Annotated in this window: 32 protein-coding genes and 1 pseudogene; 22 read left to right on the top strand and 11 right to left on the bottom strand. The window is 62.9% G+C overall.

Going from position 1 to position 24,214, the window contains the following annotated elements; genetic code table 11:
- On the top strand, positions 1 to 761 hold a 761-nt coding region (locus JWR89_RS12675; protein ID WP_299716515.1), incomplete at its 5' end, for a divalent metal cation transporter.
- A 194-nt stretch (positions 762 to 955) separates the two neighbouring features.
- Here the strand turns inward: JWR89_RS12675 and JWR89_RS12680 are convergent.
- Positions 956 to 1,303, bottom strand: a complete 348-nt coding sequence (locus tag JWR89_RS12680) for a MerR family transcriptional regulator (RefSeq protein WP_299716518.1) — start codon at positions 1,301 to 1,303, stop codon at positions 956 to 958.
- Positions 1,304 to 1,389: 86 nt separating this feature from the next.
- Between JWR89_RS12680 and JWR89_RS12685 the strand changes: the two genes are divergently transcribed.
- Positions 1,390 to 2,400, top strand: coding sequence for an NAD(P)-dependent alcohol dehydrogenase (locus JWR89_RS12685; protein WP_299716521.1), 1,011 nt, complete (start codon positions 1,390 to 1,392; stop codon positions 2,398 to 2,400).
- Between the two features lie 293 nt (positions 2,401 to 2,693).
- On the opposite strand, the gene JWR89_RS12690 is transcribed toward JWR89_RS12685, so the two are convergent.
- The 3 genes from JWR89_RS12690 to hemB all read right to left on the bottom strand — a co-directional run bounded on the left by JWR89_RS12690 (position 2,694) and on the right by hemB (position 5,445).
- Positions 2,694 to 3,467: an arginyltransferase gene (locus JWR89_RS12690; protein WP_299716524.1), complete on the bottom strand. Its 774-nt coding sequence runs from the start codon at positions 3,465 to 3,467 to the stop codon at positions 2,694 to 2,696.
- 80 nt (positions 3,468 to 3,547) lie between these two features.
- Positions 3,548 to 4,105: an RDD family protein gene (locus JWR89_RS12695; RefSeq protein WP_299716527.1), complete on the bottom strand. Its 558-nt coding sequence runs from the start codon at positions 4,103 to 4,105 to the stop codon at positions 3,548 to 3,550.
- A gap of 281 nt (positions 4,106 to 4,386) precedes the next feature.
- Positions 4,387 to 5,445, bottom strand: coding sequence for a porphobilinogen synthase (gene hemB / locus JWR89_RS12700; RefSeq protein ID WP_299716530.1), 1,059 nt, complete (start codon positions 5,443 to 5,445; stop codon positions 4,387 to 4,389).
- A 207-nt stretch (positions 5,446 to 5,652) separates the two neighbouring features.
- Between hemB and JWR89_RS12705 the strand changes: the two genes are divergently transcribed.
- The 3 genes from JWR89_RS12705 (at position 5,653) to JWR89_RS12715 (ending at position 8,791) form a co-directional block, all read left to right on the top strand.
- The gene (locus JWR89_RS12705; protein ID WP_299716533.1) at positions 5,653 to 6,132 is read left to right on the top strand and encodes a DUF6163 family protein; all 480 of its coding nucleotides are present in this window, start codon (positions 5,653 to 5,655) and stop codon (positions 6,130 to 6,132) included.
- A 60-nt stretch (positions 6,133 to 6,192) separates the two neighbouring features.
- The gene (locus JWR89_RS12710) at positions 6,193 to 7,758 is read left to right on the top strand and encodes an AMP-binding protein (protein WP_299716536.1); all 1,566 of its coding nucleotides are present in this window, start codon (positions 6,193 to 6,195) and stop codon (positions 7,756 to 7,758) included.
- A gap of 517 nt (positions 7,759 to 8,275) precedes the next feature.
- Entirely contained in the window at positions 8,276 to 8,791 is a 516-nt protein-coding gene (locus JWR89_RS12715) for a MarR family winged helix-turn-helix transcriptional regulator (protein WP_299716539.1), read from the top strand.
- A 216-nt stretch (positions 8,792 to 9,007) separates the two neighbouring features.
- Here JWR89_RS12715 and JWR89_RS12720 read toward each other — a convergent pair whose 3' ends face one another.
- A complete protein-coding gene (locus JWR89_RS12720) occupies positions 9,008 to 10,156 on the bottom strand; it encodes a hypothetical protein (protein ID WP_299716542.1) in 1,149 nt (382 codons plus the stop codon).
- A 526-nt stretch (positions 10,157 to 10,682) separates the two neighbouring features.
- Here JWR89_RS12720 and JWR89_RS12725 point away from each other — a divergent pair.
- From JWR89_RS12725 to JWR89_RS12735, 3 genes are read left to right on the top strand one after another with little or no spacing between them, the layout of a single operon-like run.
- On the top strand, positions 10,683 to 10,973 hold the full coding sequence (locus JWR89_RS12725) for a hypothetical protein (RefSeq protein ID WP_299716543.1): 291 nt from the start codon (positions 10,683 to 10,685) through the stop codon (positions 10,971 to 10,973).
- Positions 10,970 to 11,359, top strand: coding sequence for a hypothetical protein (locus tag JWR89_RS12730; RefSeq protein WP_299716545.1), 390 nt, complete (start codon positions 10,970 to 10,972; stop codon positions 11,357 to 11,359). Before JWR89_RS12725 ends, JWR89_RS12730 begins: the two co-directional genes overlap by 4 nt.
- Positions 11,360 to 11,389: 30 nt before the next feature.
- Positions 11,390 to 11,590, top strand: coding sequence for a hypothetical protein (locus JWR89_RS12735; RefSeq protein WP_299716548.1), 201 nt, complete (start codon positions 11,390 to 11,392; stop codon positions 11,588 to 11,590).
- A 52-nt stretch (positions 11,591 to 11,642) separates the two neighbouring features.
- On the opposite strand, the gene JWR89_RS12740 is transcribed toward JWR89_RS12735, so the two are convergent.
- Positions 11,643 to 12,023 carry a VOC family protein gene (locus JWR89_RS12740; RefSeq protein WP_299716551.1) on the bottom strand — a complete coding sequence of 127 codons (381 nt, stop codon included), beginning with the start codon at positions 12,021 to 12,023 and terminating at the stop codon, positions 11,643 to 11,645.
- 193 nt (positions 12,024 to 12,216) lie between these two features.
- On the opposite strand from JWR89_RS12740, the gene JWR89_RS12745 reads away from it, so the two are divergent.
- Positions 12,217 to 12,573, top strand: coding sequence for a hypothetical protein (locus JWR89_RS12745; protein ID WP_299716554.1), 357 nt, complete (start codon positions 12,217 to 12,219; stop codon positions 12,571 to 12,573).
- Between the two features lie 150 nt (positions 12,574 to 12,723).
- Here the strand turns inward: JWR89_RS12745 and JWR89_RS12750 are convergent, their stop codons facing one another.
- Positions 12,724 to 12,987, bottom strand: a complete 264-nt coding sequence (locus tag JWR89_RS12750) for a hypothetical protein (RefSeq protein WP_299716557.1) — start codon at positions 12,985 to 12,987, stop codon at positions 12,724 to 12,726.
- A gap of 925 nt (positions 12,988 to 13,912) precedes the next feature.
- Here JWR89_RS12750 and JWR89_RS12755 point away from each other — a divergent pair.
- The 6 genes from JWR89_RS12755 to JWR89_RS12780 all read left to right on the top strand — a co-directional run bounded on the left by JWR89_RS12755 (position 13,913) and on the right by JWR89_RS12780 (position 16,025).
- Complete coding sequence (locus tag JWR89_RS12755) at positions 13,913 to 14,086, top strand: DUF3606 domain-containing protein (RefSeq protein ID WP_299716560.1); 174 nt, start codon at positions 13,913 to 13,915, stop codon at positions 14,084 to 14,086.
- On the top strand, positions 14,083 to 14,337 hold the full coding sequence (locus tag JWR89_RS12760) for a hypothetical protein (protein WP_299716563.1): 255 nt from the start codon (positions 14,083 to 14,085) through the stop codon (positions 14,335 to 14,337). The genes JWR89_RS12755 and JWR89_RS12760 overlap by 4 nt, the downstream gene beginning before the upstream one ends.
- Before the next feature lie 176 nt (positions 14,338 to 14,513).
- Positions 14,514 to 14,711, top strand: coding sequence for a hypothetical protein (locus JWR89_RS12765; protein WP_299716566.1), 198 nt, complete (start codon positions 14,514 to 14,516; stop codon positions 14,709 to 14,711).
- A gap of 93 nt (positions 14,712 to 14,804) precedes the next feature.
- Positions 14,805 to 15,026 carry a hypothetical protein gene (locus JWR89_RS12770; RefSeq protein ID WP_299716569.1) on the top strand — a complete coding sequence of 74 codons (222 nt, stop codon included), beginning with the start codon at positions 14,805 to 14,807 and terminating at the stop codon, positions 15,024 to 15,026.
- 38 nt (positions 15,027 to 15,064) lie between these two features.
- Positions 15,065 to 15,286, top strand: coding sequence for a hypothetical protein (locus tag JWR89_RS12775; RefSeq protein ID WP_299716604.1), 222 nt, complete (start codon positions 15,065 to 15,067; stop codon positions 15,284 to 15,286).
- A gap of 535 nt (positions 15,287 to 15,821) precedes the next feature.
- Positions 15,822 to 16,025, top strand: coding sequence for a cold-shock protein (locus JWR89_RS12780; RefSeq protein ID WP_299716574.1), 204 nt, complete (start codon positions 15,822 to 15,824; stop codon positions 16,023 to 16,025).
- Positions 16,026 to 16,210: 185 nt separating this feature from the next.
- Here JWR89_RS12780 and JWR89_RS12785 read toward each other — a convergent pair whose 3' ends face one another.
- The 3 genes from JWR89_RS12785 to purM are packed head-to-tail and all read right to left on the bottom strand — an operon-like array spanning position 16,211 to position 18,318.
- A complete protein-coding gene (locus JWR89_RS12785) occupies positions 16,211 to 16,573 on the bottom strand; it encodes a hypothetical protein (protein ID WP_299716576.1) in 363 nt (120 codons plus the stop codon).
- Between the two features lie 12 nt (positions 16,574 to 16,585).
- Entirely contained in the window at positions 16,586 to 17,236 is a 651-nt protein-coding gene (gene purN / locus JWR89_RS12790) for a phosphoribosylglycinamide formyltransferase (RefSeq protein ID WP_299716607.1), read from the bottom strand.
- Positions 17,237 to 17,244: 8 nt separating this feature from the next.
- Complete coding sequence (gene purM / locus JWR89_RS12795; RefSeq protein ID WP_299716579.1) at positions 17,245 to 18,318, bottom strand: phosphoribosylformylglycinamidine cyclo-ligase; 1,074 nt, start codon at positions 18,316 to 18,318, stop codon at positions 17,245 to 17,247.
- Positions 18,319 to 18,563: 245 nt separating this feature from the next.
- Here purM and JWR89_RS12800 point away from each other — a divergent pair, with 245 nt between their 5' ends.
- The 4 genes from JWR89_RS12800 to JWR89_RS12815 all read left to right on the top strand — a co-directional run bounded on the left by JWR89_RS12800 (position 18,564) and on the right by JWR89_RS12815 (position 20,709).
- Complete coding sequence (locus JWR89_RS12800; RefSeq protein WP_299716582.1) at positions 18,564 to 19,043, top strand: hypothetical protein; 480 nt, start codon at positions 18,564 to 18,566, stop codon at positions 19,041 to 19,043.
- A 37-nt stretch (positions 19,044 to 19,080) separates the two neighbouring features.
- Positions 19,081 to 19,257, top strand: coding sequence for a hypothetical protein (locus JWR89_RS12805; protein WP_299716585.1), 177 nt, complete (start codon positions 19,081 to 19,083; stop codon positions 19,255 to 19,257).
- A 179-nt stretch (positions 19,258 to 19,436) separates the two neighbouring features.
- Complete coding sequence (locus JWR89_RS12810) at positions 19,437 to 20,000, top strand: CDP-alcohol phosphatidyltransferase family protein (RefSeq protein ID WP_299716589.1); 564 nt, start codon at positions 19,437 to 19,439, stop codon at positions 19,998 to 20,000.
- A gap of 31 nt (positions 20,001 to 20,031) precedes the next feature.
- The gene (locus JWR89_RS12815) at positions 20,032 to 20,709 is read left to right on the top strand and encodes a DnaA/Hda family protein (protein ID WP_299716592.1); all 678 of its coding nucleotides are present in this window, start codon (positions 20,032 to 20,034) and stop codon (positions 20,707 to 20,709) included.
- Between the two features lie 3 nt (positions 20,710 to 20,712).
- Here JWR89_RS12815 and JWR89_RS12820 read toward each other — a convergent pair whose 3' ends face one another.
- Positions 20,713 to 21,087 (bottom strand): nuclear transport factor 2 family protein, encoded by a 375-nt coding sequence (locus tag JWR89_RS12820; RefSeq protein WP_299716595.1) that lies wholly within the window; start codon positions 21,085 to 21,087, stop codon positions 20,713 to 20,715.
- Positions 21,088 to 21,187: 100 nt separating this feature from the next.
- Here JWR89_RS12820 and JWR89_RS12825 point away from each other — a divergent pair, with 100 nt between their 5' ends.
- The 3 genes and pseudogenes from JWR89_RS12825 to JWR89_RS12835 form a co-directional block, all read left to right on the top strand.
- A complete protein-coding gene (locus tag JWR89_RS12825; RefSeq protein WP_299716598.1) occupies positions 21,188 to 21,634 on the top strand; it encodes a MarR family transcriptional regulator in 447 nt (148 codons plus the stop codon).
- Positions 21,635 to 21,839: 205 nt separating this feature from the next.
- Entirely contained in the window at positions 21,840 to 24,041 is a 2,202-nt protein-coding gene (locus tag JWR89_RS12830; RefSeq protein ID WP_299716601.1) for an RNA degradosome polyphosphate kinase, read from the top strand.
- 12 nt (positions 24,042 to 24,053) lie between these two features.
- Positions 24,054 to 24,214 (top strand): annotated as a pseudogene (locus JWR89_RS12835) (exopolyphosphatase); the annotation flags it as partial.

Consider the following 24,214-nt stretch of genomic DNA (forward strand, 5'->3'; position numbering starts at 1 on the left):
TCGCGATGGCCGATCCGGACTGGGGCGCGGTGATCCGCGGCTTCGCGCCGACCACCGACATTCTGATGAACCGCGAGATGCTGTACCTCGCGCTTGGCATTCTCGGCGCCACGGTGATGCCGCATAATCTCTATCTGCATTCCGGGCTGGTGCAGACCCGCGGCTACGGCGACAGCGTTCCCGAGAAGAAAGAGGCGATCAAGCTGGCGACGATCGATTCCACGATCGCGCTGTGCCTGGCGCTGACCATCAACGCCTCGATCCTGATCCTCGCCGCCGCGACTTTCCACAAGACGGGCAAGACCGACGTCGCCGAACTCGACCAGGCGCACGCCTTCCTGGCGCCGCTGCTCGGCTCGTCGCTGGCGCCGACCTTGTTCGCCGTGGCGCTGCTGTGCTGTGGCCTGAACTCCACCGTTACCGCGACGCTGGCCGGCCAGATCGTGATGGAGGGCTTCATCAACCTGCGCGTGGCGCCGTGGCTGCGCCGCATGATCACCCGGATGATCGCCATCGTGCCGGCGGTGCTGGTGACGCTGTGGTACGGCGAGAAGGCCACCGGGCAGTTGCTAATCCTCAGTCAGGTGGTGCTGAGTTTGCAGTTGCCGTTCGCGGTGGTGCCGCTGGTGCTGTTCACCGCGAGCAAGCGCAAGATGGGCCCGTTCGTGGCGCCGCGCTGGCTCACCGCGCTGGCGGCACTGACCGCGGCGATCATCATCGCGCTGAACATCAAGCTGGTGGTGGATTTCATATCGGGGTAGCCCGGATGACAATCCGGGGCCGGCGCATCCGTTAAAACGCCGGCCTCGGATTTCGCTTCGCTGCATCCGGGCTACAAGCGGGGCCGTAGGTTGGTTAGCGCGCAGCGCGTAACCCACCGCCTATCGTCGATCACAATGAAAAAATGGCGGGTTACGGCGCAAGGGCGCCTAACCCACCCTACGGCTTGCGGCGATCAGTTCACGCTCGACAGGAAGCCGGCCAGAATGCTCCGGCTCTGGTTGAGCGTCTCGATACGTTCATCGAGCATGCCGACCTGTTGCGCGAGTATTCTGCGCAGGTCGTTGCACGGCTTGAAGGTGGGATCGTCGGTAGTCACGCAGGGCAGCAACCGCTGGATCGTGTCCAGCGTCATGCCGGCGGCGCCCAGCATCTTGATCCGGCGCACGGTTTTCTCTTCCGCCGGGCTGTAGTCGCGATAACCGGCGTCGGTACGCGGGGGCGCCAGCAATCCTTCGCCCTCGTAGTAGCGCAGCATCCGGACGCTCACTCCCGTTCGCCGGGACAGTTCACCGATCTTCATCTGAAAAACCCCTTGACCCTGACAGCGCTGTCAGAGCCTACAGGCTGTGCTCATCCAAGTGAATGCCACTTGTGAAGGGAGCAACGATGAAAGCCTATCGTTTGAACGGCCATGCGGGGGCCGGTCGGCTGGTGCGAGCCGATATCAATAAACCCGAACCAGCCAGCGGTGAGGTCCGCATCCGGATCGAGGCGGCAAGTCTCAACTACCGCGACCTCCTGATCCTCGACCGGGCGGGCCAAGGCCAGCTCGACGGCCGCGTGCCACTGTGCGACGGCGCAGGCGTCGTCGACGCCGTGGGCTCCGATGTCATGCCATGGCTGGTCGGCGACCGCGTGGCATCCGCACCATTTTGCGGTTGGGTCTCGGGTCCGTTCAGGACCAGCTATATTCGGTCTGCCTTGGGAAGCGACACGATGGACGGAATGCTGGCGGAGTACGTCGTGCTGCCGGCCACCGCATTGGTACGTGTGCCGGAGCACCTCAGCTCGGTCGAAGCCGCGACCTTGCCGTGTGCGGCCGTTACGGCCTGGCATGGTCTCATCGCACGCGGCGGGATGGGCAAAGGCGATACGGTGCTGATCCAGGGCACCGGCGGCGTCGCACTGTTCGGCCTGCAGTTCGCCGTTGCGCTGGGGGCGCGTGCGATCGTGATATCATCCTCGGATGAGAAGCTCGCCCGCGCCAGGGCGCTCGGCGGCTCGATCCTGATCAACTACCGCGACACGCCTGACTGGGATGTCGCGCTGATGAAAGCGACGGATGGCGCAGGCGCCAGCCATATCCTCGAACTCGGCGGTCCCGGCACCTATGACCGGTCGCTGCGATCGGTCGCCTCGGGTGGCAAGATCGTTCAGATCGGTGTTCTCACAGGGTTCGGCCCGAAGCCGGACCTCGCGCGCCTGCAGTGGGAGAATGCCGATATCATCGGCGTCACCGTCGGATCGGTCGAACATTTCGCCGCGATGAATGGTTTCCTGACCGAACACGCGATCCACCCGGTGGTTGATCGGGTGTTCCGCTTCGACGAGGTGCCGGAAGCGTATGACTATCTCCGGAGCGGCTCGCACTTCGGCAAGGTGGTGGTGACGGTGTAGGCATGTGGGTAGCCCGGATGACAATCCGGGGCCGGCGCATCCGTTGAAACAGGCCCAGGATTTCGCTTCGCTGCATCCGGGGTACAGCAGCGTAGGGTGGCAAAGGCGCGTTTGCGCCGTGCCTACGCGTTTCAGCGCCAGGAAGGACGTGGGCACGCTTCGCTTTGCCCACCCTACGACTGATGCGCGCGGGCGTAGGGTGGGTTAGCGCGAAGCGCGTAACCCACCGCCTATCGTTGGTCTTTATGAAGATGGTGGGTTACGGCGCAAGCGCGCCTAACCCACCCTACGGATCAATCCTGCGGCTCGGTCGCGGCGTCGCCGGCGTCGATGCGCAGCCAGCCACTTGGTGCGAGGCGCTGCTGTGGCAAATAGCGGCCTTTGTAGTCCATCTTCTTGGAGCCCTCGATCCAGTAGCCCAAGTACACATAGGGCAGACCGAGGCGGCGGGCCCTGGCGATGTGGTCGAGGATCATGAAGGTGCCGAGCGAGCGGCTCTCTTCGCCGGGCTCGAAGAACGAATACACCATCGACAGGCCGTCGGACAAAACGTCGGTCAGCGCCACGGCGATCAGATCCTCGCCGCGGCCGGTGATGCCGGTGTCGGGGCCGCGGCGGCGATATTCGATGATGCGGGTTTCGACATGGCTGTCTTCCACCATCATCGCGTAGTCCAGCACGGTCATGTCGGCCATGCCGCCATGGCGGTGGCGCGCGTCGAGATAGGCGCGGAACACCGAATACTGTTCCGAGGTCGGCACCGCGTTGCGCTGCTCGCCGACGACGTCAGCGTTGCGCGCCATCACCTTCTTGAAATTGCGCGAGGGCCGGAATTCATTGGCGATCACGCGCACCGAGACGCAGGCGCGGCACTGGTCGCAGGCCGGCCGGTAGGCGATCGACTGGCTGCGCCGGAAGCCGCCATGGGTGAGGAGGTCGTTGAGGTCGCCGGCCTTGTCGCCGACCAGATGCGTGAACACCTTGCGCTCGTGCCGGCCCGGCAGGTAGGGGCAGGGCGACGGCGCCGTCAGGTAGAATTGCGGAGTGTCGCGCGAGTGATGGGTCACGGTTGGCCGTCAGTCTCCGAAGCACTGGATGTCGAGCATCGCGCCGCGCGGGCGAACGGTCAATCGGTTCCTATGCGCGATCAATAAGTTCTTCCCGCCGGTTGCGCCATCCGCGCCTGCGCCGAGTTGTTCACCACCACGGTGCCCAGCACCAGGTCGTGCAGCAACTGCCGGCGGCCGTTGAGCAGGCCGACCACCAGCACCAGCGGCGTCAGGAACGATACCGAGGCCCAGAACAGCACCGCATGGGCGCAGCCGAGCACGAAGTAGCCCGGCGTCCCGGAGAAGGTGCGCATCTGCAGGTCCATCATCCGCATCCCCCAGGTGGCGGAATGCGGGCCGCCCAGCGACATGCCGTAATACACGATCGGCCAAATCACGGTGGCCGGCGACACCAGCCAGAACAGGCCCCAGCCGAGGCCGAGGGTGACGAGGCCGAACACGAAGATGAAGATCACCGCGAGAATCACCGGGATCGAGATCACGATGAGATCGACCAGGAACGCGAACACGCGCCGGGTCAGCACGCCGCTGTACAGCTCCGGGTGCTGCCAGGGATCATAGGCCGGCGGCTGCCCGCCGCTGCGCCAGGTGGTGCCGTTGTTCGAACCGGTGGTATTCGACCCATAGTCAGACATGACGACTCCCCGCTGCGGCGTGCGCTCCATGCAGCAGATGGATATCATTGAACTCGGCTGCAAGAGTCCGGAATCGTTACAGAGTGGACAGGAAGGGCGCTTCCTTCCCTCTCCCCCCCGCGAAGCGAAGCTTCGCTAGGTGGGAGAGGGTGGCCGCGCGTCAGCGCGGACGGGTGAGGGGCAGCCACAGGCTCCGAGCCTAGTAACCCCTCATCCGCCTCCGCTTCGCGGAGGCACCTTCTCCCACAAGGGGAGAAGGAAGAAAAAGCAAGCGAGCGGCCTCAGCGCTCCCGGCGCAATTTCTCCGCCGCCGCCGGCGCAAAATAGCTCAGCACGCCGTCGGCGCCGGCGCGCCTGAAGCCGAGCAGGCTTTCCATCATGGCGCGGTCGCCATCGATCCAGCCGTTGTTGGCGGCGGCCATGATCATCGCGTATTCGCCGGACACCTGGTAGGCGAAGGTCGGCACTGCGAAGGTGTCCTTCACCCGGCGGATGATGTCGAGATAGGGCATGCCGGGCTTCACCATCACCATGTCGGCGCCCTCGGCCAGATCGAGTTCGACCTCGCGCAGCGCCTCGTCGGAATTCGCCGAATCCATCTGGTAGGTGCGCTTGTCCCCGGTCAGCGTCTTGGCCGAGCCGATGGCGTCGCGGAACGGGCCGTAGAAGGCGGAGGCGTACTTTGCCGCATAGGCCATGATCTGGACGTCGAGGAAGCCGGCGTCGTCGAGGCCCTCGCGGATCGCCGCCACCCGGCCGTCCATCATGTCCGAGGGCGCAATGATGTCGCAGCCGGCCTCGGCCTGCACCAGCGCCTGCCGCACCAGCACCGCCACGGTCTCGTCGTTGAGGATGCGGCCGTCGCGGATCAACCCGTCATGGCCGTGGCTGGTGAACGGGTCCAGCGCCACGTCGCACAGCACGCCAAGCTCGGGAAACTCCTGCTTGATGGCGCGCACCGACTGGCACACCAGATTGTCGGCGTTGCAGGCTTCCGAGCCGACCTCGTCGCGCAGCGACGGCTCGGTATAGGGGAACAAGGCGATGCAGGGGATATCGAGCTTCATCGCGCGCTCGGCCTCGCGCACCGCCTGATCGACCGTCAAACGCTGCACGCCGGGCATCGAGGCGATATCGGCGCGCGCGTTGTGGCCGTCGATCACGAACAGCGGCCAGATCAGGTCGTCGGTGGTCAGCACGTTCTCGCGCACGAGGCGCCGCGCCCATTCCGACTTGCGGTTGCGGCGCGGGCGGGTGACGAGATCCAGCGACGGGGCGGTGGGGACCGGGCGGGGGGAGGGGTCGCGCAGATCGATGGGACGCCCGAATTTGATCGCCATGGTGTCGTCTCTCCTGCCGCCTGGAACATTTGACCTGTTCTAAGCCTAGCACCTCGGGGGTGCTTCGTCACCGCGATCACGCCGAAATGGGGCGAATGGCGCTCGCGCGGAGGCGATTGATTTTGCTGGGCCAAAGGCCCACAAAACGCTCCATGAATCGCTGTATCTCCAAGTTCCCGGCAACGGGCCCGGCTGTCGGGGCGACGGATGTCTGAGTCGACGCCACGCGACCCGGTGACGCGGGATCTGTCGTCGCGCGATCTGGCCATGTCGGTGGCGGCGATCTCGTCGGAGCGGATCGAATCCGACGAGAACGCCTGGACCCGGCGGCTGGTGCTGTTCCTGCGCGTGATGGCGGTGCTGTCGATGGCCCAGGGGCTGTACCACTGGGCCCAGGTCACCGGCTTCGTCGGCGCCGAGGACGACGCCTTCGAGGTCCAGAGCATGGCCTGGCAGACCTCCACCGTCTATTTCGCGGTTATCGAGCTGGTCGCCGCCGTCGGCCTCTGGCTGGCGACGCCGTGGGGCGCCGTGCTGTGGCTGACCACCGTGGTCTCGATGGCGGTGATCGAGCTGATGTTCCCGGCGATCTACGGCGGCAATCTCATCATCGTCGGCCTGCAGGCGGCGTTCCTGGCGGCCTATCTGGCGCTGGCCTGGATGGCCGCGCGCGAACGGCCGCCATAGCGTACGACCTACGGCGAACGAAGCCTCGCAGAAGGCTCGTCCAAAATCGGGGAGGATCATTTGAACCAGCTCTATTCCGGCGGTACCGCCGGCAGCCTGATTGTCAGCGCCATCGCGCGCTTCGGCGACAGCCCCGCGCTCGCCGATGGCCACGTCCGCTGGAGCTACCGCGAATTCGGCGACGTGGTCGCCCGCTTCATCAGCCTGTTCCGCGCCATCGGCCTGAACAAGGGCGATGCGGTCTCCGTATTGTCCGGCAACCGCGCGGAATCCTGGGCGGCGATCTCCGCCTGCATGGTGATGGGGCTGCGCTACACGCCGCTGCACCCGATGGCCGCCGAAGACGACCACGCCTTCATCATCGAGGACGCCGAAATCGACGCGCTGATCGTCGAGGCCGGCAAATTTTCCGCGCGCGGGCTGGCGATCCGCGCCCGCGTGGCCGGCCTCAAGCACCTGCTGTCGTTCGGCGCCATGGATGGCGCCCGCGACCTGCTGGCGGAGCTGCCGGACGCCGTGCCGGCGCCGCTGGTGGACGACAGCGCCGTCGGCGATATCGCCTGGCTGGCCTATACCGGCGGCACCACCGGCCGCTCCAAGGGCGTGATGCTGCCGCACCGCGTGCTGCTGGCGATGTCGCTGGCGATCGTGGCGGACTGGGACTGGCCTCTGGAGATCCGCTATCTCGCGGCGACGCCGATCAGCCACGCCGCCGGGATCACGCTGTTTCCGGTGATGCTGCGCGGCGGCTTCAGCCGGCTGGTGCAGGGCTTTGACGCCGAGAACTACTGTCGCGTGGTAGAGGACGAGAACATCACCGCGACCTTCCTGGTGCCGACGCTGATCTATGCGCTGATCGACGCGCCGGCGTTGCGCGCCAAATACGACCTCAGCTCGCTGCAGACCATCGTCTACGGCGCCGCGCCGATGTCGCCGGACCGGCTGCGCGAGGGCATGCAGATTTTCGGCCGGGTGTTCGTGCAGCTCTACGGCCAGACCGAGGCGCCGCAGATCATCACCACCTTGCGCAAAATCGACCACGACGTTTCCAGGCCGGAACGACTGGGTTCGTGCGGCCGCGCCAATCCGATGGTCGAGGTCAAACTGTTCGACGCCGACATGCGCGAGGCCGAAGCAGGGCAACCCGGCGAGATCTGCGTGCGCGGCTCGCTGGTGATGGACGGCTATTGGAAGCGGCCGGACGCCACCGAAGACGCGTTTCGCGGCGGCTGGCTGCACACCGGCGACGTCGCGGTGCAGGACGCCGAGGGCTATTTCTACATCGTCGATCGCACCAAGGACATGATCATCTCCGGCGGCTTCAACATCTATCCGCGCGAGGTCGAGGACGCGCTGATGGCGCATCCGGCGGTGGCGTCCGCCGCGGTGATCGGCATTCCCGACGACAAATGGGGCGAGGCGGTGAAAGCCTTCGTCGTGCTGAAGCCCGGCGCGAATAATGGCGCCGCCGAATTGCAGGCGCATGTGAAAGAGCGCCGCGGCGCGCCGTGGGCGCCGAAGACGATCGATTTCGTCGAGGCGATCGCGGTCACCGGGCTCGGCAAGATCGATCGCAAGGCGCTGCGCGCGCCGTATTGGGAAGGCCGCACGCGCGGCGTGGCGTAAGGCGGCTTTGCACACCGGCCTCTCCGCCGTCATTGTGAGCGAAGCGAGGCAATCCAGAGCCCTGCGCCCCATAAGACCTGGATTGCTTCGTCGCAAGGGCTCCTCGCACTGACGGAGGAGGGGCCTGCGCGTCGTCTCCGGCGTCGCCGAAGATCCCCGCCGCGGCTTTTTCCGTCAAATTGTCGAATTATTTTCGGGGCTTTCGCCGGTAACGATTGAGTCACCCTAACGCCGCGGTCACCTGTGTTACGGCAACCTTTAAAGTTTGAACGATGCTGTTTCGCTATGGGCCAGAATCCGCGGACAAAGCTGGAACGAAGGCCTCGCAGCGTGAATCAAACGTTGCGAGAAGCCCTTTATTCACGGGCTTAATACGCGATTCACTGTCTCAAATTCATGATCTCTTTATTGTCTTATTTAAGCGGTTGTTGAAGCGCTGCCCCTTAAGTTGACCCTATCAGACGGGACAAAAGTTTCGTCGAATAAGTCGATAAAAACGACAACAGGGGTTAGTGTCATGATCAAGACGATCGCAAGCGCGGCGGAGAATGTCAGCATCGTTCCCGGCCAGGCGCCGGTGCAGCCGTTGTACCTGGAAGCTCTGACGCTGGTGGAACGCCTGCATCGCCGCCTGCTCGACGTCATCAAGGACGAGTTCGACCGTCGCGGTCGCGCTGATATCAATTCGGTGCAGGCGCTCTTGCTGTACAACATCGGCGACAAGGAATTGACCGCCGGCGAGCTGCGTACCCGCGGCTACTATCTCGGCTCCAACGTGTCGTACAATCTCAAGAAGCTGGTCGAGCTCGGCTTCCTCGATCACCAGCGCTCGCGCGTCGATCGCCGCTCGGTGCGCATTCGCTTGACCGCACAGGGCCAGGAAATCCGTCACATCGTTGACGCCCTCTACCAGAAGCACGTCAAGACCGTGGAGCAGGTCGGCGGCATCTCCAACGAAGAGTTCGCCACGCTGAACAAGTCGCTGCATCGCCTCGAGCGTTTCTGGACCGACCAGATCCTGTATCGTCTTTGAGAATTTCGAATTCGTAGCCAAGAGGGCAGAAGCGGCGCGAAGGCGCATCGGGGGCAGCGCCTTCAGATGCTCTGGCGACAAGCCAGCCACGCACCGCGAAATGCCCCGCTACAACAGGCGTTACCCGGACCGCCCTCCGGTGGAAATCGGTCTCTCTGAAAGGAGGGGCCGATTTTCGTTCGGGGGGGCGGTATGCGAATCTAGGATGCTGCGGATTTACGCTTCGACCACGTAAAGTGTTCTGTCTAGCTCGCAGAGCGCGAGCCATGGTACTCTCCACTCGGACATTGAGCATATTTCCTCAATCGAAAGGGCGAGAGGGGCGGAAGCCTCGACGTCAAATAGCCATTTATCGGGAAAATATCGAGCATAGTTTCCAGCTAAATACAGGGAGACATAAAGATACCCGAATTCATTTAGCGAAGGATTGTTAGTCCACATCCGCCACTCAGCTGTATTGACAGTTGCTCCTGCCGGGAATGGCATACTTACGTTGCCGTTGATCCAGTCATTATGAATCTGGATTATTCCAGCGTTTTCACCAAAGCGAAGTCCAATACGGTCGATCGCATTAGGATTCGTGTGAATTTGATCCATCAATTTTGAAAAGAGTGGGCTCGGATGAAGTATAACGTCTACTCTAGCGTTCCACTCTGGGCCGGTGTGAAAGTCAGATTGAAGCTTTCCTCGAATTAGTGTTGTTCGGAGCGAACTTTGCTCGATGTGCTCCGACATGAGTGGAAGACTAGCGAGACATTCCGCGAAGGTAATTCCTTCAGGGGGCAATGGGGGAAGAGGATTGTCGATCGCACCTAGAATGACACTGTACGCGATCGTCGAACTGCCGTCTTGGGAATAGGTAGTAGTGAATCCGCACAGCGGATGTTCCCGAATTGATGAATGCCAAAGATTAAACGTACCGCGCCGTTTGCCGAGTGACTCATGAGGCTTGGCTCGCAGCATCCCTGCAGAAGTCTCCAAGTCGGAATTTTTTGGTATTGCTCCCGTAGACATTACTAGACCATGGTGCCGGTTTTCGTCCCGAGCTTTATCCAAACTACTCGCTCCGGATTGTTTGAATAGAATTTCCGCCAGCGCTAAACTCATTGTGCCGTAGTAGAGCAAATTCGGCTTAGTTGCTGTTGTTACTGAGTTAGCGGCAGCAAAATATTCTCGCGCTTGGACTAAACAGTAACGAATTTGTTGGGCCTGCTTACGGACATCATCGTGATACTTTTTTGGCACGTTATGGAGTTCGATCAGTAATTTAGTGACCAAGTCGGCATTCTGGAATTTGCGGAGCCCGGCCCAGGCAAACGCCGCAGGATCTGCTACTCGCACTTTTCTGGCCTTAGAGATGATCATTTCTTGCCATGGTTAGGAAATATGTGAGCGAAGTTTACTGAATAGGTGAAGTAAAAACAGATGAACTCTTGAATAACGGCACGCAGCAAAAAAAGGCAAGAGCTGGGGATCAAGAGCTCCATCGATATCATCACGGTGGTACAAAAAGTTTTGGTGACCTTTTTAGGGTGAATCCGAGCAGCCAAAGCAGTTCGATCTCGCTTGAATGTGCCTATTTTCGATGAATGGACCGCCCTCCGGTGGAAATCGGTCTCTCCGCAAGGAGGGGCCGATTTTCGTTTGGGGGTGCCGGCCGATGTGTCGCGCGAAATGCGCAGACGTAGGATGGGTTGAGCGAAGCGATACTCATCATCTCATGAGCGATGGGTATTGCAAGGGCTCAACTCATCCTACGGATACTTATTCGCTCCCGCATGGTCGAGCTGATGCAAGTCGATAAATTCCGAAACTACACGCCGGATGAAATCCGGGCGACGGTGAACGAAAACCTCTCCAAATCCGACAAAGAGCTATTGGAGATGATTTCATGGCCTATGACCCGCCACAGCCGATGTGGAAGCGCAACGCGGCTGGCATTCTCGACTTCGCGCTGGCTTTCGTCGTGTGCGTCTACCTGTCGTCCAAACTGATCGGAGATGTCGCGCACGAGCCGTTCTTTGGCGAACCGATTCTATCCCTGGGATTGAACGGCGAGAACATCAGGATCAGGGGTGTGCCCGCGTTTTTGGCGATTGCGCTGATGGTCAGCTACTTCATGATCCTCGGTCGCACCGGAGGAACGATCTTTCAGAGGTTGTTCGGAATGAAGCGGGCGTGAAGCGCATACTCATTTTCACGTGGCTGTTTCCGCCACTGGTTCTTCTCGTCTTTGTTGCCCCTGACGCGATTTCGACCCGCGACTTCATGGACGCGGGGATGCTCATCTGGATGTTGGGGTGGGCGTACACGGTTGCCGTCGTGCCTGCCTGGTTGACGGCAGCAGTAGACTGGGCGCTTTCGGCAAGGCCGCTGGCTCTCCGCCTTGTCGCGACGATGGGGGTCGCGGCCATCATGGCCGTCCTGTCCGCGCGTTACGGCTTCGGCCAAAAAGGCGAGTACCTGTATTTCGGGTCGATGGGTGCAATCCCGGCAGCCCTGTGTTCGTGGCTGTCGGATCAACCGATGAGTCTACACTGGCCAGAGCGCCAACGCAGTGGCGGTTGAACCCAGGCGACGTGAGCGCGACCAATCGCCATGGCCACTATTCTCGGAGAGCTGCTGTTCGCCCTTGTCCGCATTGTTGTTGCGGACTGGGCGTATTCGCTCTGGATCAAGATAGCGACCTGGCTCGATTCAAAAATCCAGCGGCGTTGGGTGAAGCTTGCCCTTGGCGGCGCGCTCGGGCTCGCGGCCTATTTTCTGCTGCCGGTTGTTACCGGGCTGTTCGGATTTTGAAGACCATGCAAGTCATCCTCTCGCTCATCCGGGCGACGCTTGCGGAGTCGCCTTACCGAGGCTCCTCGTCCTTCATTTCGACGAGGTTGTTGTCGGGGTCGATCAGGAATAGCTGCCTGACCCCGTCCGGTCGGGTGTGAAGGTTGCCGTCGGTCGGATCGAACCGGGTGCCGAACGGGATTTTTCTATCCCGCAGCCGTTGCATGGCAGCGTCGAGGTCGGGGCTGCTCATGGCGAAATGGTCGCCCCAGTCCTTGGGGCGGTCGTTCGGCGCGGCCGGAATGAGGTGAAGCGTGGTGCCGTTGGAGAACTCGAACCAGCGGACGTCGAGCTTAACCTTCGGCGGGACTTCCTTGAGTTCGAAGGCGTCGGTGTAGAATTCGACCGCGGCTTGCATATTCAATATGTGCAGTGAGACATGATCCAATTTCATGGGCAGCCTCCGAACCAATAAAGCCCCCGAAGGGGATGGTGCGATGCAAGTATCATTTCAGACCGTCATCCATGAAGCAAGGCGCAGCGACGCTACGCAACGGCAAATGAACCGGAGCGAACCACCGCGCGACCAAACGGCATGCTGAAATCCCGGCATCGAAAAATGACCCGCATCGCTTGGAGATGATTTGATGACCCGGTTCTTGATCTTTGCGGTGCTGTTTCTTGCCGTCGCCACGGTCTCGTTCTATGCCGTGATGTACATCGCGACGGGCGCAGCGCAGGACGGCGGGCTGGGGCCGGTTTTCATGTATCTGTTCCTGATCGTGCCAGGGCTGCTGGTCGCGCTGCTCGACTGGCTGGTCGCCAGAACGTCGATGCCTGCTATCGTGACGACGACGGTTGTTGCCTACGGGCTATCCGTGCTGGCGCTCGCTTTGCTTCTTGGGTCCAGCCAACAGATCCTGCCGCTCGGGCTCATCCTCGCCATTCCAGCCGCCGTGTGTTCGTGGCTGTCAGACAGGCCTGAGGCAAGCGCAACGGCGTAAGCGATGCCGTCGCAGCCACTCGCCGTTTCGGCAGAATTGGAATCCCGCGTTAAATGGCCCGCGTCGGTCGATGCAGGCAAACCCGTTCATCAAGACAAAAGCCCGCGAGGACATCGCGGGCTTCTGCTCAAAACGGCTATAAGGTCGTGGTTAACGAACCGTGCTAGCGGTCGCGGCCTTCGCGGTGGTCATGTTCGGCCGGGCTGCCAGCACGCCCAACTGGTGCGGGGAGGCCGTGGAGGTCGGCACCGCCGACTGTTCCCCGACATTTGCGGCTCCCAGTACCCCAACCTGCACCGCCGAGATCGGCAAACCCTGGGATTGATAGGTCGGCAACTCAGCAGCGAAGCCGGTAGACCCTGCCGCGATCGAGATCACGGCGGCGGCGGCTAGTGATAGGAAAGTTATCTTCACGGTCATTCTCCTCGTGGAATTTGATAAGACAATCTAGTTACTTTTGTTGCGTTGCGATAGGGCATTGCTGCATTGCAACAATGCCGGCTCTGCCCACCGCTTTGTGAATTTATTCCGGCGTTTCGCGCCTGCCTCGTTTGGTGCGACCTCGTGCGGGGTCACATGTCGTCGAAGGTGCGATCGCCCTGCCGCCCAGCATTGGCCAGCCTGCCTTCTTCAGTCGCGCGAGACGGCGCATGGTTCATGCGTTACTCGCAGGCCGCGAATTTGCGGACATCGTCGATGCCCCACATCGGCACGGGACCACGCACGAAAATCCCCGCACCAGGCGGGGATCTGTCGTCTCAATCGTAGTCGTCCAGCATGTCCTGTAGTTCGTCGGCCCACTGCTGGTTCTGTTCGTTCTGATAGGTGAAATGCTCGGCCTCGGCCGAAAGTTCTAGCTCGGTAATGATAGGTCTCGATTCGTGGAGGCTCCCGACGCGGAGGTCTGGGGAGCGAAAGCCCGTTGCATCCGGCGAGGCCGTTCCGGCATGCCGGACGCGGTTTCTCGAAGCCTGTCATTGCAACGAAGGGGGTAGGGTGAAACGTCAGGTCGCTTGCGTGATGCAAACCCTTGAGGGTGCCGGCATTGCCCGAGACATGGTGGGCGGAGCGCGGCAGCGCGAGACTGACAGACCGGATGTAGGAAGCGCGGGCGGCTTTTTCAAGGCCGCCCGGCCGTCGCGGAAAAGCAAAGGCCCTGCTGAGGGGGACAGCAGGGCCTTGACGACGGGAGCCGTTACGACAGCTCGACCGTCGGCAATTCTGAGCTAGGCACTCCGGTCCGGGTTTCAAGTATTCACAAAATTGAAATGCACGGCTGCGGTACCACGGAACAGAAATCGGTGTGTCGGATTGTACAGTCGTTGAGGAGGAATGAGCGATGGACGACTTGAAAAACCGAGGCCAGCAGGACCGCAGCAAGATCAACATGCACGAGCCGCATGAGCTGCAATACTGGACCAAGCACTTGAACGTCAGCCGCGAAGAGCTGGCCAAGGCGGTGGAAAAAGTCGGCAATGGCGCTGCCGCCGTGCGCAAGCAGCTACGGCAATGAAGCCGCTCGTGAGAAGCTGGTGCGAGGCGGATCTCGCACGGTTGCGCCAGATGGTGCTAGCGGGTGCGTCGGTCTCGCGCTGCTCGGCGGCGCTGAACCGGCCGACCAATTCGGTGCGCAACCAGGCCCGCCGCATGGGCGTGCCGTTCCCCGGCATCCGGGCCGTCAAGGCCACGCAGAAAATGAAGATCGCGGCCGCCGAGCGGACCCTCAGTCCCGGTAGCCTGCGCTACGACGGGTCCCGCGCCTAGCGTGGGGTTGCCACTGGACGATGCGGCGGCCTTGGCTAGTGGGTTGGTCGTCGTCGTCCTCCGGCGCATTGGGGCGTGCCGGTAGCCGGGAGCCGGCGGCTTTCTCGATCCATCCTTACGGTATTTAAAACACTGCGGCGTAGGACAGAGCCCGACGCGTTACGTCGGAGGGCATCATGTCGGACGTGCTGTATGGCGGCTGGGGCGTCGCCGAGCTGCTCGCGCTGATCCAGAAGTATCCCTGGCCAAGCTTTGCCATCGCGCTGACGGCCGGGCTGCTGGTGTACGCGGTGCTGCATCCGGAGCGCGGCGACGGCGCGTCGCTGGACCTGGGCGGCGGCGATAGCGGAGATGCCGGCGGCTGCGGCGACTGAGCAGCGGCGCTTGCGAGCCTGTGGAGATAGTTTATCCACGATGGAACCAGTTCGCCCATCGCGCTTTAACGCCCCAACCATAGGGGCACAGCCATGCTGGTCGAACGCGGGTTGCAGGTGATGAATGTCGAGGTGGTCGGCGACGCCTATGCCATCGCGCAAAACTATTTGCGCAAGAGCGGCGCCATTCCCGACACCTATCTCACTCACAACCGGCTGCTGGAAACCATCGTGCAGATCTTCCAACGCGGCGAAGCCAACAAGATCCGACTCGCCAACAAGGCGATCCAGACCTTCGAGGCCACGGCGTCCTGATGCCCGAAGTTCTGTTGCCTGAAGGAGACGACATCGCCATGCAGACCGCGATCGACCGCATCATGCACACCTACGACCTGATGATGACGCGTAGCCAGTTGGCCAATGACGAAGCCCGCGCCAAAGTCTCCGAATATATCAAATCGCTGTTCGACGGCGGCGAGAAAGATTCGCACCGCCTGACGGTGTGCGGCCTGACATATTTGCGCGAACTCGACGGCAGCAACGATCCGGTGAAGGCGGGATTTACGGGGCTGTGATCCTTCTCCCTCCCCCCGGCGAAGCGAAGCTTCGCAGGGTGGGGCGGGTGGCCGCGCGAAGCGCGGTCGGGTGGGGGGCGCCCTATGCGCCTGAGCCCGCGCCACCCCACCCCGGCCTCCACTTCCGACGATGCCGTTGCATCGTCGTTCGTTCGGCCGACCCTCCCCGCAAGGGGGAGGGAGGCCACCGACGCCTTCTCGTTGCATGTCCCATTCAAACTAGTACTTCACCTCCACCCCAGCGTCGCCTTGCTGCGCCTACAGGTAGCTATGGAATTTGCCGTCGTCGTTTAGGTAGCCGCGGCAGGGCGTCCGAAGCGGTTTATCGCGCGATGATTCTTCGGCGGCAGCGGCCGGCGCCTGCGCCAGACTTGCGAAGCCGAAATTTTCGTGTTGGAATTCCCACACAATGGGATTCAGGCCGTTCGACGTGCGTGTTGCGACCGAGACATTGAGCAGTCCCGAAAGCCCGCTTGTGGCGCGGCACGCATCAGGCGTGGCCGCGTCGTTTTTGTATCCAACGAGGAGACAGGCGATGCAGAAGGGCACCGTCAAATGGTTCAACCCCACCAAGGGCTACGGCTTCATCAAGCCGAGCGTCGGCGACAAGGACGTGTTTGTGCACATCTCCGCCGTCGAGCGCGCCGGCCTCAGCACGCTCAATGAAAACCAGCTGGTGGAATACGAGCTGGTGGAAAACCGCGGCAAGTCGTCGGCGGAAAATTTGAAGGTGTCGTAGCGCGCGCCTTTCCCTCCCCCGCGTCTTTCGCGTGGGGAGGGTGGCGCGTTTGAGAGCGCAGCGAACAAACGTGACGGGTGGGGGCGCCCCACGCGCAGGAGTGTTTGTGGCACCACCCCCACCCGACAGCGCTTCGCGCGGCCACCCTCCCCACGCGAAAACGCGGGGGAGGGAAAGATCAGCGCTCAGCTTTTCTTTTTGGTGGCTTTCTTCTTCGGCTTCTTCGGAGCTACCGCCTTCTTCACCGGCTTTTCCTTCTTCACAACCGCCTTCTTCACCACCGGCGCGGCTTCCGCGGCCATGCGGACTGAGCGGGCATACGAGTCGGCGGCGTTGTCGGCGGAAATCAGCAGCCGCTTGGCGGCGGCGGTGCCGTGCTCCCACGCGATGCCGGCGAGCTGCTTGAAGCGCGCTTTGGCGTCCGGCGTCTTGGCCTTGGCGGCCTGCGCCAGGTAGCGGTCGCGTCGTGCTTTCACGGCGGCCAGCAGCGTCTTGTTCTGCGCTTTCGCGATGGTTCGGATTGCGACGTCGAGATCGGCGTCAGCCATGGTCTGCCCCTCTTAGATGATGGTCGGTGATATCAACTCGTCGCACAGGCTGGCGCCGGCGGTGGTCCGGCAGCGCTCGCCCTCCAGCCGCAGCGCGCCCATGGCCAGCAGCCGCAGCGCCTGCGGGTAGATCTTGTGCTCGATCTCCAGCACCCGCGCGGCCAGCGTGTCGGCGGTGTCGTCGTCGGCGACGCCGACCGCGCCCTGCATCACAATCGGGCCGGCATCGGTCTCCGGGATCACGAAATGCACGGTGGCGCCCGACAGCTTGACGCCGGCGCGCAGCGCCTGGCCGTGCGGGTCGAGGCCGGGGAACGACGGCAGCAACGACGGGTGGATGTTGAGCATGCGGCCGTACCAATGCCGCACGAAGTCGGCGGTAAACAGCCGCATGAAGCCGCCGAGACAAATCAGGTCGATCTTGTGGTCGTCGAGCGCTTGCTGCAGCACGGTCTCGAAACCGGCGCGGTCTTTTCCAAAGGGCTTGCTCTCGATCACCAGCGTCTTGACGCCGTGCGCGCGCGCCGTGTCGAGGCCCGGCGCGTCGGCCTTGTTGGAAATCACCAGCGCGATCTCGGCGGGGAAGCCATCGGCGGCCGCGGCCTCGATCAGCGCGGTCATGTTCGACCCGCGGCCGGAAATCAGGATGGCGACGCGGCGCATCGTGTCGCTCACAGCTTGAGTTCGAGGTGCCCGTCATAGACGACGCGCTCGTCGCCCGAGGCCTTGATCACCTCGCCGAGCACGCCGACCGTCTCGCCGCCCTCGCGCAGGATGTCCAGCACCTGCTGCACGCCGTCCGGCTTGACGATGGCGATCATGCCGACGCCGCAGTTGAAGGTGCGCAGCAATTCGAGTTCGGCGATGTCGCCCTCGGCCGCCAGCCACTTGAACACCGGCAGCACGGTCAGCGCGGTGAGGTCGATGCGGACGCCCAGCTCCTTCGGCAGCACCCGCGGGATGTTGTCGGTAAAGCCGCCGCCGGTGATGTGGGCGAGGCCCTTGACGGCGCCGGTGTCGCGGATCGCGCGCAGGCAGGATTTGACGTAGAGCCGGGTCGGCGTCAGCAGCGCGGCGCCGAGTGTCATGAAGGGCAGGAACGGCGCCTGGTCGGTGTAGGCCAGCCCGGTCTTCTCGACGATCTTGCGCACCAGCGAAAAGCCGTTGGAGTGCACGCCGGAGGAGGCCATGCCGATCACGACGTCGCCCGCTTCAATGTCCTTGGTCGGGAGCAGGGTGCCCCGCTCGGCGGCGCCGACGGCAAAGCCGGCGAGGTCGTAGTCGCCGTCCTTGTACAGGCCGGGCATTTCGGCGGTTTCGCCGCCGATCAGCGCGCAGCCGGACTCGCGGCAGCCCTCGGCTACGCCGGCGACGATCGAGGCGGCGGCCTCGGGGTCGAGCTTGCCGCAGGCAAAGTAGTCGAGGAAGAACAGGGGCTCGGCGCCCTGCACCACGAGGTCGTTGACCGACATGGCGACGAGGTCGATGCCGATGCCCTGGTGGAAGCCGGCCTCGATGGCGATCTTCACCTTGGTGCCGACGCCGTCGGTGGCGGCCACCAGCACGGGGTCCTTGAAGCCGGCGGCCTTGAGGTCGAACAAGCCGCCGAAGCCGCCGATCTCGGCATCGGCGCCGGCGCGCGCGGTGGCGCGGACCATCGGCTTGATCAGATCGACCAGCCGGTTGCCGGCATCGATATCGACGCCCGCATCCGCGTAAGTGAGGCCTTTTTTCGCGTCGGTCATGGCCGGTTTCCTGGCAGTAAGCGGTTCGGGCATTTTCGGCTGGCTTACACGATAGCCAATGATTTCAATAGTTTCCCGGCGGGCTTTTCCCCATGGTGTTCCGGGGTTGTTCACGGTATTTGCCGCTTTAAGGCAGGTCGCGGCGGTTTCGATCGGCCACATCGTTTGAAAGTGTCCAAGCAAATGGTCATAATGCCGCCTGGGGTTGCAGCACGTGCGTTTGGGTTGCGGTTGATTTCAGCCAGATGGCATATGAATTTCAGATAGACGAACTTGAGGGTCCATATACCGACGAAGAAGGATCGCAGATCGTCGAGTTCATCCTTGGATTCGATGTCGAGCAAGACAGCATCGTCGTGATGTCGGTAATTTTGTTTCCCACGACTGATCCCAACGCGCTGGAATTGTGCTTTGGCATCAGAACGAAAACCGCCAGCGGCGAGGTGAGTGGGCCGGACTATGGCAGGGAAGGCGCTGATCTGTATATTCCGAGGGAGTATAGAGCTCAGGTTCTGGCAAAGGTCAGGGAATCGATAGCGCTCGTTGTGGCTGCGGCTTTACCTGCTTCTATCGTAATGGAGACCTTTTACCCCGCGCTTCCACCTCAAGCGCTGCAAAAATACGATGGTGCGGCAGCAGCGGTTATTGGATGCGGCTATCGGTTGGAAGACAGCTTTAGAGATACTGAAAATGGGATCAATTATTGGCTGTTTGGGAAACTCTGACGGAGTAGTCTCGGGTGGATCGTTTTGGAGGTGAGCCATGAAGCGAACTGATCTGGTCGCCCTGTCCGGTGCGGCCACCAAGCGAGTGATGGCCAACAAGGTTGGCGTTATCGGTCCGACCAAGGAACAGCTCGAAAAACTGGAAGAACACAAGAAGCAGAAGGCGGCTGGCAAGCCGGCAGTCGGTACCCGACGCACGGCAGCTTCTTCGTGATCGTTCCCGGATATCACCAAAAAGGCCGTCCAGTAGGGCGGCCTTTTTGATTGGCGAATGGTTGGGGAACAGTGGCGCGCAATCCCTCGCATGCGGCGTTCGCATGCACTATGTACACGGTACGCCGGTCGGGGTGCTGAGCCCGGATTGCCAATCAGACCGGAGCCGGGAAGCGCCGCGTGAGCATACCGAACATCATTACGCTGGGCCGCATCCTGCTGGTGCCGGTGATCGTGTGGGCGATTGCGTCCAACCAGATGGAGATCGCGTTCGCGGTATTCGTGGTGGCGGGGATCTCCGACGCCGTGGATGGGTTCCTGGCGAAACGCTTCAACATGGCCAGCGAGCTCGGCGCGCTGCTCGATCCGCTCGCCGACAAGGCGCTGCTGGTGTCGATCTATGTGGCGCTGGGGATCTGGGGCGCGGTGCCGCGCTGGATCGTCATCCTGGTGGTGTCGCGCGACATCATGATCGTCAGCGCCGTGATTGTGTCATGGTTGTTTGGCAAGCCGATCCCGATGAAGCCGCTGATGGTGTCGAAGCTCAACACGGTGGCCCAGGTGGCGTTCGCCGCATTGGTGCTGGCAGCCCTCGGATTTGGTTTCAAATCCTCGCCTTACGATATGATTTTAATGGGTTTTGTCACGATCTTGACCTTGCTGTCGGTGTCCTTCTATCTGGTCGAGTGGATGCGGCACATGAGCACGATCGAGTCCGGTCAAGAGCCGCCACTAGCCCCCTAATGGAGCCGGACGTCCGGTTTGGAGTGACTGCGTGGCAGCCCGCGTACCCCCTCGTCAGCTGGCGTTCGCGCTGCCCCATGCGGAAAGCTTGTCGCGCGACAACTTCCTGGAAGGCCCGGCCAATGCCGAGGCGCTCGGGCTGATCGATCGCTGGCCGGACTGGCCGAACCGGGTGATGCTGCTGGTCGGCCCGGAAGGCTCCGGCAAGAGCCATCTGGCGGCGATCTGGGCGGAACAGGCCGGCGCGCGCTCCACCATGGCGCATGCGCTCGCGGCCTCCACCGTGCCCGCGTCCCTCGCCACCGGCGCGCTGGTGGTCGAGGACCTCAATGCCGGCAGTTTTGACGAACGCGCGCTGTTTCATCTCTTAAACCTCGCCCGCGAGGACCAGGCCTCGGTGCTGATCACCGCCCGGGTGGCGCCGGTGGCGCTGCCGATCGAGTTGCGCGACCTGCGCTCGCGGCTGCGCGCCGTGCCCGTGGTCGAGCTGATGCCGCCGGACGACGGGCTATTTCGCGCCCTGATCGTGAAATTCGCCGCCGACCGCCAGCTCATCATCGACGAGACCGTGGTGAGCTACCTCGCCAGCCGCATCGAGCGCTCGTTCGCCGCCGCCCGCCAGGCGGTGGAAATGCTGGATAGCGAGGCGCTGCGGCTCGGCCGCCCGGTGACGCGCGCTTTGGCCGCGGAACTGCTGCGCGGCGCCTGACCTTCAGACTTCGTCCTGGATGTCGAAGCGCGCCACCTTGCCGCCGCGAAAACGGAAAACGTGTCCGACCGTCTTGTCTTTCAACCCGTGGGTCTGCCCCTGCAGCGGGTTGCCTTCGAGATCGCGGATGGTCTGCCGGACCTCGGCGACAACAGCGCCGTCCGCGCTGCGGCGAAAGCCCACCGGCTCGACGTGCGGACTGACCATGGCCCACTGGCGCGTCCAGTAGTCGCGGATGGCCTCGCGGCCCTGGACGTGGCCGCCATCCATGCCGTTGGCCCAGGCGACATCATCGGTGAGCGCGGCCAGCACGCCGTCGATGTCCCGCGCATTGAAACGGTCGTACAGGCGTTCAACGAGTTGGATGTCGTCGTCCATGGGTTCTCTCCTTGCAAGATCCGGGTTTTGTGTCACAACCGTCGCATCTACATATGTACGTATGCATATTGGAAATGGACTGTGCAAGGGGTGAAGTGCGATGGACATGAATGTGCTTTCGACGCCTGGGCACCTGATCAGCCTCGCGGCGCGCGGGTTCGCCCGCCTCAGCGAAGCGCGGCTCAAGCCGCTGGGCTTCGGCGTGGGCCATCTGCCCGTGCTGGTCGCGCTTCAGGACGGCCGGGCCAGCACGCAACGTGATCTCGCCCGCTTTGCCAAGACCGAGCAGCCGCCGATGGCCCAGATGCTGGCCCGGATGGAGCGGGACGGGCTGATCCGGCGGGCGCCGGACCCGGCGGATGGGCGCAGCAGCCGCATCACCCTGACGGCCGCCGCAGAAGCGCGCCTGCCGGATGCCATCACGGTGTTGCTGCAGGGCAATCAGGAGGTCCTGCGCGACTTCACCAGCGAGGAGGCCGCACTGCTCGTCGACCTGCTGACGCGGCTGATCGCCAACCTCGACGGGGTGGCGAGCGCCGAAGCCTAGCCGGTGCCGCGCGCTTTGGCCGCGGAACTGCGGCGCGGCGCCTGACTTAGCCTCCCCGATACCCGACGCGCGGCTTGACGGCGACAATGGCAGGTTCATCAATGTCATCGGCAGCCTTGTCATCGGAATGTCACGCGCGTCGCACATGGTTTGCAGGCCTTTGCCGGCCCTGCAGCGTTGTTTGAACTGGATGGATCGTTACCTTATGGACTCCGCGCAAGAGATTGTTATCGAAGAGAAAAAAGGTGAGGCGAAGCCGGCGGAAGTGGTCGCTTCCGGACCCGAGCGCTTCATCAACCGCGAATTGTCCTGGCTGCACTTCAATCGCCGCGTGCTGGAGGAATCGGTCAATCCCGGTCACCCCGCGCTGGAGCGGGTGCGCTTCCTGTCGATCTCCGCCAACAACCTCGACGAATTCTTCATGGTCCGCGTCGCCGGCCTCAAGGCCCAGGTCCGCGAGGGCATTGCCGAGCGCAGCCCGGACGGGTTGACGCCGACCGAGCAGCTCGTGGTCATCAACGAGGCCGTCTCGAAACTCGGCCAGGACCAGCAGGCGATCTGGCGCGAGCAGCGCAGCATGCTGGCCGAGGTCGGCATCGTGCTGCTCGACGGCAAGGACGCCAGCAAGACCGAGCGGGCCTGGATCGAGGACCACTTCCTCCACAATATCTTCCCGCTGCTGACGCCGCTGGCGATCGACCCGGCGCATCCGTTCCCGTTCATCCCCAGCCTCGGCTTCACCATCGCGCTGCAGCTCGCGCGGGTGTCCGACGGCAAGCCGATGAACGCGCTGATCCGTATGCCCGGCAAGATCGACCGTTTCATCCGGTTGCCGAATCCGGCGAAGGACGGCGCGGCCCGGGTGATCACCCTGGAGCAGGCCACCGGCCTGTTCATCGGCCGGCTGTTCCCGGGTTACACGGTCAAGGGGCAGGGCGCGTTTCGCATCATTCGCGACAGCGAGCTGGAAGTCGAAGAAGAGGCCGAGGATCTGGTGCGGCTGTTCGAGTCGGCACTGAAGCGCCGCCGCCGCGGTTCGGTGATCCGGCTCGAGATCGAAGCCACCATGCCGGCCGAACTGCGCGCCTTCGTGCAGCGCGCGCTGGCCACCACCGACGACGAGATCATCCTGGTCGATGGCGTGCTCGCGATGAACGAGCTGTCGCAACTGACGCGGCTCGACCGGCCCGACCTCGAATTCGTGCCCTACGTGCCGCGCCACCCGGAGCGGGTCCGCGACCACGGCGGTGACATCTTTGCCGCGATCCGGCAGAAGGACCTGGTGGTCCACCACCCCTACGAATCGTTCGACGTGGTCGTCCAGTTCCTGCAGCAGGCGGCGCGCGACCCGGACGTGGTGGCGATCAAGCAGACGCTGTACCGCACCTCCAACAACTCGCCGATCGTGCGCACGCTGGTGGAAGCCGCCGAGGCCGGCAAGTCGGTCACCGCATTGGTCGAACTGCGCGCGCGATTCGACGAAGAGGCCAACATCCGCTGGGCGCGCGATCTCGAACGCGCCGGCGTCCAGGTGGTCTATGGCTTCCTCGAGCTGAAGACCCACGCCAAACTGTCGCTGGTAGTTCGCCGCGAGGGCGGCACGCTGGCCACCTACGTGCACTCCGGTACCGGCAATTACCATCCGGTGACGGCGCGGATCTACACCGACCTGTCCTACTTCACGTCGGACCCGACCATCGGCCGCGATGCCGCGCGGGTGTTCAATTACATCACCGGCTATGCCGAGCCCTCCGACATCGAGAAGATGGCGGTCTCGCCGCTGACGTTGCGCAAGCGGATGATCGAGCACATCAAGGGCGAGGCGGCGTTCGCGCGCGCCGGCAAGCCCGGCGCGATCTGGCTGAAGATGAACTCGCTGGTCGATCCCGACATCATCGATGCGCTGTATGACGCCTCGAATGCCGGCGTGTCGGTCGAGCTGGTCGTGCGCGGCATCTGCTGCCTGCGGCCCGGCGTGCCCGGCCTGTCGGAGCACATCCGCGTCAAATCGATCATCGGCCGTTTCCTCGAACACGGCCGCGTCTATTGCTTCGGCATGGGCCACGGGCTGCCGAGCGCCAAGGCGGCGGTATATATTTCCTCCGCCGACATGATGCCGCGCAACCTCGACCGCCGCGTCGAAGTGCTGATCCCGCTGCAAAATCCAACGGTGCATCAACAGGTCGTCGAGCAGATCATGGTGGCCAACCTCAAGGACACCGAGCAGAGCTGGCAGTTGTTGCCCGACGGGTCGTCAACGCGTATGAAGGCCGCGAAGGGCGAGGAGCCCTTCAACCTGCACAATTACTTTATGACGAATCCGAGTCTGTCTGGCCGTGGAAAGTCGCTTGAGAAATCTTCGCCACGCCGGCTCACCCGCAAGGCCGAGCGCCAGCAGTCCTCGTAAGGAGTCCGCGACATGGTAGCGCGCCTTCCCAAGCGCGCGCCCAGCGTCGCGGTGATCGACATCGGCTCCAATTCGGTCCGTCTTGTCGTCTATGAATCGCTGTCGCGCAGCCTCGTCACATTGTTCAACGAGAAGGCGCTGTGCGGCCTCGGCCGCGAAGTGCAGTCGACCGG

This window comes from Tardiphaga sp., assembly GCF_028290785.1.
Classification (GTDB): domain Bacteria; phylum Pseudomonadota; class Alphaproteobacteria; order Rhizobiales; family Xanthobacteraceae; genus Tardiphaga.

Coding starts and splice junctions, on each gene's coding strand:
- JWR89_RS12775 (WP_299716604.1), top strand. CDS start 15,065: ATGCAGACCGCGATCGACCGCATCATGCACACCTACGACCTGATGATG.
- purN (WP_299716607.1), bottom strand. CDS start 17,236: ATGCGCCGCGTCGCCATCCTGATTTCCGGCCGCGGGTCGAACATGACC.
- JWR89_RS12720 (WP_299716542.1), bottom strand. CDS start 10,156: ATGATCATCTCTAAGGCCAGAAAAGTGCGAGTAGCAGATCCTGCGGCG.
- JWR89_RS12745 (WP_299716554.1), top strand. CDS start 12,217: ATGACCCGGTTCTTGATCTTTGCGGTGCTGTTTCTTGCCGTCGCCACG.
- JWR89_RS12755 (WP_299716560.1), top strand. CDS start 13,913: ATGGACGACTTGAAAAACCGAGGCCAGCAGGACCGCAGCAAGATCAAC.
- JWR89_RS12830 (WP_299716601.1), top strand. CDS start 21,840: ATGGACTCCGCGCAAGAGATTGTTATCGAAGAGAAAAAAGGTGAGGCG.
- JWR89_RS12820 (WP_299716595.1), bottom strand. CDS start 21,087: ATGGACGACGACATCCAACTCGTTGAACGCCTGTACGACCGTTTCAAT.
- JWR89_RS12785 (WP_299716576.1), bottom strand. CDS start 16,573: ATGGCTGACGCCGATCTCGACGTCGCAATCCGAACCATCGCGAAAGCG.
- JWR89_RS12695 (WP_299716527.1), bottom strand. CDS start 4,105: ATGTCTGACTATGGGTCGAATACCACCGGTTCGAACAACGGCACCACC.
- hemB (WP_299716530.1), bottom strand. CDS start 5,445: ATGGCGATCAAATTCGGGCGTCCCATCGATCTGCGCGACCCCTCCCCC.
- JWR89_RS12770 (WP_299716569.1), top strand. CDS start 14,805: ATGCTGGTCGAACGCGGGTTGCAGGTGATGAATGTCGAGGTGGTCGGC.
- JWR89_RS12715 (WP_299716539.1), top strand. CDS start 8,276: ATGATCAAGACGATCGCAAGCGCGGCGGAGAATGTCAGCATCGTTCCC.
- JWR89_RS12760 (WP_299716563.1), top strand. CDS start 14,083: ATGAAGCCGCTCGTGAGAAGCTGGTGCGAGGCGGATCTCGCACGGTTG.
- JWR89_RS12705 (WP_299716533.1), top strand. CDS start 5,653: ATGTCTGAGTCGACGCCACGCGACCCGGTGACGCGGGATCTGTCGTCG.
- JWR89_RS12825 (WP_299716598.1), top strand. CDS start 21,188: ATGGACATGAATGTGCTTTCGACGCCTGGGCACCTGATCAGCCTCGCG.
- JWR89_RS12735 (WP_299716548.1), top strand. CDS start 11,390: ATGGCCACTATTCTCGGAGAGCTGCTGTTCGCCCTTGTCCGCATTGTT.
- purM (WP_299716579.1), bottom strand. CDS start 18,318: ATGACCGACGCGAAAAAAGGCCTCACTTACGCGGATGCGGGCGTCGAT.
- JWR89_RS12725 (WP_299716543.1), top strand. CDS start 10,683: ATGGCCTATGACCCGCCACAGCCGATGTGGAAGCGCAACGCGGCTGGC.
- JWR89_RS12800 (WP_299716582.1), top strand. CDS start 18,564: ATGGCATATGAATTTCAGATAGACGAACTTGAGGGTCCATATACCGAC.
- JWR89_RS12805 (WP_299716585.1), top strand. CDS start 19,081: ATGAAGCGAACTGATCTGGTCGCCCTGTCCGGTGCGGCCACCAAGCGA.
- JWR89_RS12740 (WP_299716551.1), bottom strand. CDS start 12,023: ATGAAATTGGATCATGTCTCACTGCACATATTGAATATGCAAGCCGCG.
- JWR89_RS12765 (WP_299716566.1), top strand. CDS start 14,514: ATGTCGGACGTGCTGTATGGCGGCTGGGGCGTCGCCGAGCTGCTCGCG.
- JWR89_RS12780 (WP_299716574.1), top strand. CDS start 15,822: ATGCAGAAGGGCACCGTCAAATGGTTCAACCCCACCAAGGGCTACGGC.
- JWR89_RS12680 (WP_299716518.1), bottom strand. CDS start 1,303: ATGAAGATCGGTGAACTGTCCCGGCGAACGGGAGTGAGCGTCCGGATG.
- JWR89_RS12685 (WP_299716521.1), top strand. CDS start 1,390: ATGAAAGCCTATCGTTTGAACGGCCATGCGGGGGCCGGTCGGCTGGTG.